Annotated in this window: 8 protein-coding genes, 1 tRNA gene and 1 pseudogene; 1 reads left to right on the forward strand and 9 read right to left on the reverse strand. The window is 61.4% G+C overall.

Annotation, left to right across the window (positions count from 1 at the left end; all coding sequences use genetic code 11):
- The 8 genes from Q0M35_RS15425 to Q0M35_RS15460 form a co-directional block, all read right to left on the reverse strand.
- The coding region (locus tag Q0M35_RS15425; protein ID WP_295316866.1) for an efflux RND transporter periplasmic adaptor subunit at positions 1 to 853 on the reverse strand (853 nt) is incomplete at its 3' end.
- A 134-nt stretch (positions 854 to 987) separates the two neighbouring features.
- Entirely contained in the window at positions 988 to 1,923 is a 936-nt protein-coding gene (locus Q0M35_RS15430; RefSeq protein ID WP_295316868.1) for an AEC family transporter, read from the reverse strand.
- A 66-nt stretch (positions 1,924 to 1,989) separates the two neighbouring features.
- On the reverse strand, positions 1,990 to 2,790 hold the full coding sequence (locus tag Q0M35_RS15435) for an MBL fold metallo-hydrolase (protein ID WP_295316870.1): 801 nt from the start codon (positions 2,788 to 2,790) through the stop codon (positions 1,990 to 1,992).
- Complete coding sequence (locus tag Q0M35_RS15440; protein WP_295316872.1) at positions 2,790 to 3,596, reverse strand: TatD family hydrolase; 807 nt, start codon at positions 3,594 to 3,596, stop codon at positions 2,790 to 2,792. Before Q0M35_RS15440 ends, Q0M35_RS15435 begins: the two co-directional genes overlap by 1 nt.
- A gap of 30 nt (positions 3,597 to 3,626) precedes the next feature.
- Positions 3,627 to 4,733, reverse strand: a complete 1,107-nt coding sequence (locus Q0M35_RS15445; RefSeq protein WP_295316874.1) for a DNA polymerase III subunit delta' — start codon at positions 4,731 to 4,733, stop codon at positions 3,627 to 3,629.
- Positions 4,730 to 5,368: a dTMP kinase gene (gene tmk / locus Q0M35_RS15450; RefSeq protein ID WP_295316876.1), complete on the reverse strand. Its 639-nt coding sequence runs from the start codon at positions 5,366 to 5,368 to the stop codon at positions 4,730 to 4,732. Before tmk ends, Q0M35_RS15445 begins: the two co-directional genes overlap by 4 nt.
- The gene (locus tag Q0M35_RS15455; RefSeq protein ID WP_295316878.1) at positions 5,365 to 6,534 is read right to left on the reverse strand and encodes a D-alanyl-D-alanine carboxypeptidase family protein; all 1,170 of its coding nucleotides are present in this window, start codon (positions 6,532 to 6,534) and stop codon (positions 5,365 to 5,367) included. Before Q0M35_RS15455 ends, tmk begins: the two co-directional genes overlap by 4 nt.
- Before the next feature lie 32 nt (positions 6,535 to 6,566).
- Positions 6,567 to 7,499 (reverse strand): SPOR domain-containing protein, encoded by a 933-nt coding sequence (locus tag Q0M35_RS15460; protein ID WP_295316880.1) that lies wholly within the window; start codon positions 7,497 to 7,499, stop codon positions 6,567 to 6,569.
- Positions 7,500 to 7,775: 276 nt separating this feature from the next.
- Here Q0M35_RS15460 and Q0M35_RS15465 point away from each other — a divergent pair.
- A tRNA-Ser gene (locus Q0M35_RS15465) sits at positions 7,776 to 7,865 on the forward strand.
- A gap of 318 nt (positions 7,866 to 8,183) precedes the next feature.
- Here the strand turns inward: Q0M35_RS15465 and Q0M35_RS15470 are convergent.
- Positions 8,184 to 8,697, reverse strand: a pseudogene (locus Q0M35_RS15470) (hypothetical protein); the annotation flags it as partial.

Genomic DNA, 8,697 nt, shown 5'->3' on the forward strand with positions numbered 1-8,697 from the left:
CCGGCGGGGTGTAATCAGCGTTGACCGTCGCGGTCACCGTCATCGACGCGCCGGGGATAAGGGTAGAGATATTCAGATCCGGCAGACGCAGGGTCACGAGAAATGTCTGTCCGATGGCTTCGGTCTGGGCTTCAAATTCGATCAGTTCCAGCGGGACAGGGTCTTTGCGCTGCGCAACCTCACCGGTGAAGGTAATGGCCTCAGGCGGGATGCCGGACTGAAACAGCCGCTCGGGCACATCGATCTGAACCCGGATTTCCGACATGTCATGCAGCCGCAGGATAGGCTGACCGGGTTCGACATTTGAAAAGTTAGCCGCCAGCCGCGCAGCCACGAGAGCATCGAAGGGCGTGCGCAGAACAGAATCCTCTAATGCGTCGCGCGCATCGCTCAGAGCAACTTCGGCAAGCTCACGCGCGGTCTGCGCATCTTCTGCGCGCACAGCAGAGGCCACATTCGAAGCCGCAAGGCGGCTTGCGCGGTCCTGATCGCGTTTCGCCTGCCGCAGGTTCAGTTCCGCCCGCGCGACTGCACGCTCAAATGTATCTGTTTCAAGCTCGGCAACCACGGCGCCCACGGGATAGCTTTCACCTTCCACGACCGGCACCTGCACCAGCCTGCCGCCGACCTCGAAGCTGAGATCCACCGTTTCACGCGCAGCGATCCTGCCAAAGAAGCGGCGCACGAAACCGGTATTTGCGTCATCAGGCGCAATCAGTTTAACCGAAGGCACCGGCACCGGCTGGCCGGACGGCCCGAGTTCTGCGGTGTCGCCTGACTGAGCCGGAGCGACACCTGCGCTGAAGAGAAAGCCAAGAAAAAGTGTTACTGCTGCAACGCGGGACAGGCGCATTCATCGCACTCCGGTAATAAACTGAACTGAACTGTTCAGTTACCGTATCTAACCTGACGGATGCGGATGGCAAGACATTCGCGGTATGTCTCAGATTAATTGAGCACCTGCTGCCGGAAACCGGCAGCAGGTGTTCAGGTGCCGGCCAGCAGTTCCAGCCAGAGCCAGACCGAGAGGATCGACGAACCGGTTGCGATCAGCACGGAAGAGGCGGCGACCCGTTTGGCCCGACCGTACATATTGGCAAAGATATAGGCGTTAAAGCCCGGCGCCATCGCGGCCGTCAGAACACCGGACCGGAAGAATTCGCCCTCTACACCGGAGGCTTTGCCAAAGATCCACATCAGGGCCGGGTGCACGATCAGCGTTATGGCACAGACCATCGCGATCGCGCGCAGGTCGCCTTCTGGGCGGTACTGAAACAGCACACCGCCCAGGGCAAAAAGAGCCGCCGGAAGGGCCGCACGGGCGATCAGGCTCAACGCGTCATCCACCACGCCTGGCAGGCCCGCTCCGGAGAGGTTCACCATGAAACCTGCGCCGATGGACAACACCAGCGCATTGCGGAACATCGCGCGGGTGACCGAGCGGATCATTACCACCGGCGACTGCCCGCGGTTGCGGGTGATCTCCATCGCCGTGATGCCAATCCCGTAGCAAAAGGGCGAATGCAGCGCGACAATGGCAAAGTTGCCGGTCATCGCATCTGCCCCGTAGGCGCGCTCGGTGATCGGCAGGCCGAGCAGCACCGAATTGGAGAAAAGACAGCAAAAGCCGATGGCCACGCAGTCCTCCCACTCGCGCCTGAAAAAGGCACGCGCACCAAAGATGCCGAGGAAAAAACAGATGGCCGCACCGGCATAAAAGCTGCCGAGCAGCCCGGGATCGAAGGAGGCTTCCAGATCAATTTTCGCGATGGCCTGAAACAGAAGGCAGGGGATGGCAAAGTTTTGTGTAAACCGCATGACCCCGTCGATGCCGGTTTCGGGGAAGAGGTTGCGCCAGACCGCGACATAGCCAAAGCCGATGACCAGAAAAACCGGAAGAATGACGTCGAGCAGGGTCTGCATCAGCGGCCTTTGCGCCTTTGGGAAGGCAGGATGCCTCCGACGGGAAATACTGCGGCAGGAAGGCCGTCAGGGGGCGGGAAAAGAGAGCGATAACCCGTCCCATGCGGGTTCGATATGTGCGGCGGTTTCCGCCTGCAGCGTGTCATAGTCGAGATCGATATGCATGTTGGTCAGCACAGCCCGGCGCGGTCTGGCCCGTTCGATCCATTCCAGAGTTCGCGCCAGATGCGCGTGTGTCGGATGCGGTTCGCGGCGCAGCGCGTCCACGATCCAGCAGTCGAGGTTTTCGAGATGGTACCACTGGTCCTCGGGGATGCTTGCCACATCGGGCAGATAAACGACGTTGCCGATACGGAAACCCAGAGCATCCATACCGCCGTGCCGGACGCTGAACGGCGTGAAGGTAATCGGTCCCCCGGCGCCGTCGATCACCGTGTCACCATCGATCAGGTTCATGTCGAGTATCGGCGGATAGGTGGAGCCTTCGGGCTGAATAAAGGCGTAATCAAACCTCTGTAGCAGCGCATCGCGGGTAGGCGGATCGGCCCAGACCGGCAGACGCGCGCGCATGTTGAAAACGATCATGCGCAGATCGTCGATGCCATGGGTGTGATCGGCATGCGAATGAGTATAAATCACGCCGTCAAGCCGCCCGGTGCCCGTCGACAGAAGCTGATCGCGCAGATCGGGCGAGGTATCGACCAGCACGCTTGTCGTACCGGCATCGTTGATCCGTTCAACGAGGATCGAACACCGGCGGCGGCGGTTTTTGGGGTTGTCGGGGTCGCAGTCGCCCCAGTGCCCGCCAAGGCGCGGCACGCCGCCCGAAGAACCGCACCCCAGAATGGTCACCCTAAGCTCAGCCATCAGGCAGCAACCCGGAACCGCGCCGCCTTGGAAAAGAGACGCTCGAAATTGGCTTCGGTCTGCGCGGCGAAGGCGGCGTAGTCCATACCCATCGTCTCTGCTCCGCGGCGCGCGGTATGAGCGGTATAGGCGGGCGTGTTGCGCTTGCCGCGAAAGGGCGGCGGCGCGAGATAGGGCGCATCGGTTTCCACCAGAATCCGGTCCACGGGGGCCGCCGCGAATATATCGCGCAAATCGCCCGATTTCGGGAAGGCTGTGATACCCGACATCGAGAGGTAAAACCCAAGTTCAAGGGCTGCCCCGGCAAGGGCGGCCGAGGAGGAAAAGCAGTGCATGACGCAGGTATAGGCGCCGTGTGCGTATTCTTCCGTCAGAATTTGCGCCATGTCGTCATCGGCGTCGCGTGCATGGATGATCAGCGGCAAACCGGTCTGCCGCGCGGCGTCGATGTGAATGCGCAAAGAGGTCTGCTGCACCCCGGCACTGTCGGCAGTGTAATGGTAATCGAGCCCTGTCTCTCCGATCCCGACCATCTTGGGATGCTGTGCAATGGCGATAAGCGCATCCGTCGTCGCAAGCGGTTCGTCGGCGGCACTCATCGGATGGGTGCCCGCGGCATAAAACACCGGGTCATGCGCCTCGGCGATGGCGCGCACGGCAGGTTCGTTGCGCAGCTTTGTGCAAATCGTGACCATGCGGTGAACGCCTGCTTCAGCCGCCTGTGCGACCACCTCATCACGGTGACCGTCAAAGTCGGGGAAGTCGAGGTGACAATGGCTGTCGGTAATCCGTGGTGTGTCGGTCATGACGATCCGGGAACGGGGCCGCCTCCCGGATCAGGAGGTGGCGGTTTGGCTTATTCTGATCAGGGTATCTAGAACCAGAGCGGCAGGGTCAAGGTTCACCGCCCGCCCGTGTGCTACCCGCGCGCCTGTCTCCTGAGCGGTCTGTGCCCAGGCGCGACCGGCCAGCGGGGTCGGGGCCAGCCGTAGCAGCATTTCAGCCTCGCCGGGTGCGGCTTCGACGCCAGGTGGCGCGCCGGTTGCACCTGTGCGTGCAAGCCGTGACATCAGCAGATCGAGCAGAACAAAAGTGAGATCCAGTTTTGCCGCCGCCCCGCGCGCGCCGGCGGCGTCGGCCAGTCTGACCGCACGGGCGCGGTCAAACTGTGGCAGGCCGCGCAGGATCGAGGTGATTTCGGCGTAAAGGCTGAGACCGTCCATCAGGCTCAGTCGTAAAGCTGCACCGACGGATCCCCCCGAAAGCTCTGATAAAGCCGCAGACTGAGTGCCGGTCGCGGCCCCGGCCTGTGCGAGCGCCTGATCCATATCTGCGGGGGAAAGCGTGGAAAGCCGCAGGCTGCGGCAGCGCGACCGTATCGTTGGCAGGAGGCGCGATGGCTGGTGGCTGATCAGCAGCAGCGTCGCGCGGGCGGGCGGCTCCTCGAGCATCTTCAGCAGCGCATTTGCCGCAGAAGTGTTCATCTCATCCGCGGCATCCACGATCACCACGCGCCGTCCGCCATCGGCGGCGGACAGCCGGAAAAACCCTGCAAGGCTGCGGATATCATCCACGACAATCTCATCCCGCATCCGGTCGGTGTTGGGGTTGGTGGTGCGGGTAACAGCCCGCAGGCCGGGCTCGGCTCCGGCGGTGATCCGTCTGGCGACGGGATGTTCGGGATCGATGGCCAGCGTGCCGGGCGGGGGCGGGGCGCCAAAAAGCCCGTCATCATCCTGAGGCGGAGTGGCCAGAAGAAAGCGCGCGATCGACCAGGCCAGCGTTGCCTTTCCGATGCCGCGCGGTCCGGTCAGAAGCCAGCCATGGTGCAGCCTGCCTGTGGCATAAGCATCCAGAAAAGCCTGTTCTGCCGCGCCCTGCCCGAAAAGCCGGGGCGTGTCCCGCGGATGCGGGGCACCTTCGATCTGGTCGGGCGCGCTCATGCCAGGGCTTCGTCCGCTATGGCGGCGATATCTGCGGCCACGGTATCAATGTCCCGGTTGCCGTTCACCACGCGGAACCGGTCGCTGAATTCTTCGGCAAGTGCGAGAAACCCCGCGCGCATTTCCTGCTGCAGTCCGGCGCCAAAGGCCTCAAAACGCTCGTCCTGTGTTTGCCTCGAAAGCGCGCGTTCAAGCCCCGTGGCCGGGTCCATATCGATCAGCACAGTCAGATCCGGTTCACGGCCGATCATCAGACTGTGCAGCTGATCGACAACCGCGCGCAGATCACCGCGCGACAGCCCCTGATACATGCGGGTGCTGTCTGCAAAACGGTCACAGATCACCGTTTTACCCGCCGCAAGGGCAGGGCCGATAAGACGTTCCATGTGATCCCGGCGTGCCGCGGTAAAGAGCAGTATTTCGGTTTCGGCAGACCAGCGATCCGGATCGCCCTGCAGGACCAGTGCGCGGATTTCCTCGGCGCCGGGTGATCCGCCGGGCTCCCGGGTGACTACCACGTCATGGCCACGGGCGCGCAGGTGATCGGCAAGCCTGCGGGCCTGTGTGGATTTTCCTGAACCGTCGATGCCTTCGAATGTAATGAAACTGCCCTGCTGCCCGGAGGCAGATGTCACGTTGCGCCCTCCGGGCCCGCGATCAGCTGGTTGAAAAGCACCATTGCCGCTGTTGTCATCCGGCTCACAAAGCCGCCCGAAGGGACATCGCGGTCCGCAACCAGCGGCAGCCGGGTTTCCGGCAGACCGTCAAGCGTGAACACCAGCTCTGCAAGCTGATCCCCCTTGGCAATCGGGGCCTCGACAGGCCCGGAAAAGATCACTTCGCCCTCAAAAGACCGCTCGGCCAGCGCCGGCATCAGCACACTTACATCTTCAGGCGCCACGAGGCCGACAGTAGGCTCCGCACCCATCCAGACGTCGGCACGGGCAAACTCCTGTCCTTCGGTGGCGAGGGGCCGCATCGCAAACTGCCGGAACGCCCAGTTGACCACCGCCTGCGCTTCGCTGGCACGATCGGCAATGCTGTCCATGCCGGAGAGAACAAAAATGATCCGACGGTCGCCCTGTTTGGCGGATCCGGTCAACCCGTAGCCCGCAGCTTCCGTATGGCCGGTTTTCAGCCCGTCGGCGCCGATGCCCATGGTCAGCAGCGGGTTGCGGTTAAGCCGGTTGGACGGGACGCGGTTGTCAAAAGCAAACTCCGTTTCGGCAAAGAGCGGATAGTACTCAGGGAAATCCACAATCAGCCGGTGTGCGAGCAGCGCCAGATCCCGCATGGACATCAGATGCCCGGGCGCCGGCCAGCCGCTGGAGTTGGTGAAGGTGGAATTCGTCATGCCCATCTGCTGTGCGCGCTGTGTCATCAGCCGCGCGAACCCGGCTTCCGTCCCGTCAGGCGACAGAGCTTCGGCGATGACGACGCAGGCATCGTTGCCCGAAAGTACGATAATGCCGCGGATCAGGTCTTCGACAGAAACAGTTTCGCCTGAGCGCAGAAACATGCTCGATCCGCCGAAAGACTGCGCGTGCTCGGAGACCGGCAGTTCTTCGTTCAGATCCAGCCCGCCGTCGGATTTACCGCGCCGGATCGCCTCGAACGCCATATAAAGCGTCATCAGTTTCGACATAGAAGCCGGAGGCAGCGGCAGATCGGCGTTGTTGTTGAGCAGCACAGTACCTGTGCTCTGGTCGATGACAAAGGCCGATGTAGCCTTGGTCTCAAAGGCTGCGGCACTCACTGTCCAGGACATGAGCGCAATCAGTGCGATGGCAAGTCGGATCACGTGTTTCGGGCTCCTGCTTGAGATCATTGGGATCATTTCGATACGGCATAGGCGTCGGCAAAGCCGGCCTCTTTCAGCTTGGCGAGCATGGTATCGCGCTCGGCCTGGCTGGCGGCGGGGCCGACCAGAATGCGCCACAGCGTGCTGTCGCCGTCAGACTCAGATTTGAAACTGGCGTTCAGTCCGGCTTTTTGCAGATCGTCTACAGCACGGTCTGCGTTTTTCTGGCTGCTGACCGTGGCTGCCTGCAAAAAGGGTTTGCTCAGCGTGCTGACCGGCAGCGTCGATGCAACAATATCGGTCGATGGCACAGAAGTTGCGGTTTCCTTTTCAGGTGCGGCAATCGCAGTTTCAGCGGCCGCGACAACAGGATCAGAGGCCGCCGTTGTGGCCGTGGCTGCCGCTGACGCTGATCCCGTTGCTGCAGCAGGGACACTGTCCTCACTGCCCTCGTCCGGCATTTCTTCGGCGGCCTCTTCCGGCACATCCTCTTCCGGGGGCTCTTCCGCGATCACCTCTTTTCGCAGAGCCACAACCTCAAGGTCCACAGGTGCGCCAGCCAGTACATCAATCGCTGCTGCCGCATCTGACGAGAGTTGCAGTTGCGGGCCGGGCTGGTTGCTGATGCGCCGGAACAGAGCGCCGATCACGAACTTACCATTTTCCTTGTTGCGGATGATCACCCGCTCAGGCGTTTCAACATTGGGATACGCCACCCAAACGCCGCCGAGAGAAGGGCGTCCGTCCCAGAGCGCCTTTTCCAGCGCGTAAAAAACCTCAGGAGACTCGACGTCTTTGTCGGTGGTGCGTGAGACGGACCCGGCCGTGGAACCGGTTGCGGATGGTGTTCCGCCGAGGCTGAAAGAGCCGGTTTCGTCACATGCCGCGAGTATGAGAAGTGCTGCAAATCCTGCTGCGACACCACGGCCGCAACGGAACATCCGGGAACTGCGTTTGCTGTTCATTTACTGTCGTCCTTGCCTGTGAGCCGGAACGCCGGCCGCCCTTTTACCCTCTTTAGCGGGGGCTTTGCCGTTACATTAGCCCGAGATGAGGGGCGAGGGAAGGTGTGGCGTCCCCGATCAGCAATATTCCTCTGCGCACTGCAGCGCCTGGTACGGGGACCGCAGTGCATTGTTGCCCGGTTGTGGCGGGATTAACGATGACAAAGAGGCAGCGCGCATCAAAAATGCTTGCAGACCGCGCGGGCATCGTCCAAAAGCCACAACACCACACGACACGGAGGAGTGGCAGAGTGGTCGAATGCACCGGTCTTGAAAACCGGCGTGCGTGAAAGCGTACCGTGGGTTCGAATCCCACCTCCTCCGCCAGACACCTAAGTCATTGATATTAAGTGAAAATATGGCGGAATTTGCCCCCGATTTTCCGCGACTTACGGAGTCATCGCACCAAATAAAATGTCACTTAGAGACGCATTTGGCGTGATATGGGGGATGGGTCTCTGTTGCCAGCATCATGGGGTACGCTTTTGGCGGAGTTTTCCCTGCTAGCAGGGAAAAAGCAGGGAAGATTTCGGAAAATCACTGATTTTGGTGCGTATCTGCGTTGGAAACACCAGCGGTATCAATGCTTTACTGAGGGTTTCCCTGGTTGACCGCGCAGGGAAAAAGCAGGGAAAGACGCGCGCGTCAGTCGAAGCCGTAAAGCCGCTCCTGACTTTTCCAGTCCAGCGGAACGGGTCGGGTGAGGATGCGCTTCAAAGTGAGGTTGGTGGGCTGTTGGCCGTCGCAGATTGCGCGCTGGATTCTTGGGGACAAAAACGCAAGCTGAGCACGGGTTCGGATATGAACATCGTGATGGCCCGCCTCTCTGGCAATATCTGCGAGAGGCACCCCGGCGGACAAGGATTTGGTCCACTGATGTGCAGCGTCCAGTGTACGCAGAAGCACAGCATCGGGAGGCAATGCACGATCCCCAACAATCAACTTTGCTTCGACACCGCGGCGGCGGAGGCGGACGTCTGCAGTATGATGATGAAGGTCCGATGCGAGATCACGTGGCGGGACGCCGAGACGGTTCGCAAGCACATCCCGGTCCAGGGCAAGTGTGAGTGATCGTGATCCGAGGATGCCTGAGGTGAGCAGAACGGCCAGGAGTGTGGTATCTCCTTTGCGTATGGATCTCGCGAGCGCGCGCGCCGCG

This window comes from Roseobacter sp. (genome assembly GCF_024639605.1).
In the GTDB taxonomy this organism is placed as follows: Bacteria; Pseudomonadota; Alphaproteobacteria; order Rhodobacterales; family Rhodobacteraceae; genus Roseobacter.